The organism is Suttonella ornithocola (genome assembly GCF_001889065.1).
In the GTDB taxonomy this organism is placed as follows: domain Bacteria; phylum Pseudomonadota; class Gammaproteobacteria; order Cardiobacteriales; family Cardiobacteriaceae; genus Suttonella_A; species Suttonella_A ornithocola.
On sequence record NZ_LWHB01000340.1, the window covers coordinates 1 to 438 of the forward strand.

General features: G+C 38.4%; 2 protein-coding genes. Both read left to right on the forward strand.

Translation table 11 applies throughout. The features are described 5' to 3' along the window. The first annotated feature begins 80 nt into the window (after window positions 1–80). Window positions 81–218, forward strand: a complete 138-nt coding sequence (locus A5N85_RS18090; RefSeq protein ID WP_084601566.1) for a helix-turn-helix domain-containing protein — start codon at window positions 81–83, stop codon at window positions 216–218. Next, the gene (locus A5N85_RS18095) at window positions 208–438 is read left to right on the forward strand and encodes an IS630 transposase-related protein (RefSeq protein WP_282956005.1); all 231 of its coding nucleotides are present in this window, start codon (window positions 208–210) and stop codon (window positions 436–438) included. The genes A5N85_RS18090 and A5N85_RS18095 overlap by 11 nt, the downstream gene beginning before the upstream one ends.

Genomic DNA, 438 nt, shown 5'->3' on the forward strand with positions numbered 1-438 from the left:
CACTTATAATCCAATCTATCCAAAGCAGATATAAAGAACAACTTGTAGTAGAATTATCAAAAACAAACTGAGCATATCCTATGACCTACTGCCGCCAATTCCGACAGAAAATTCTTAACGATATTGCTAATGGAGAAACTTGGCGCGCTGTTGCAAAGCACTACAAGATCAGCAAATTCACCGTCCATAGCTGGATTAAAAATCCCCATCTTTACTGAGCGTAAGCCCTCAAAGATTGATGATGAAGCCTTGCTTAAGGATATTGAGCAGTATCCCGATGATTACCAATGGGAAAGCGCTAGACGTTTTAATTGCTCGCAATCAGCGATTTGTTATGCTCTAAAGCGACTAAAGATAACGCATAAAAAAAGATTAACCAACATCCAAAAAGCCGACACAAGAGAAAAGAGAAGCACTTTCAAGAACAAATATGGATAA

Bases quoted from the DNA above. Each gene is read 5' to 3' on its own strand.
- A5N85_RS18090 (WP_084601566.1), top strand. From the start codon at position 81: ATGACCTACTGCCGCCAATTCCGACAGAAAATTCTTAACGATATTGCT.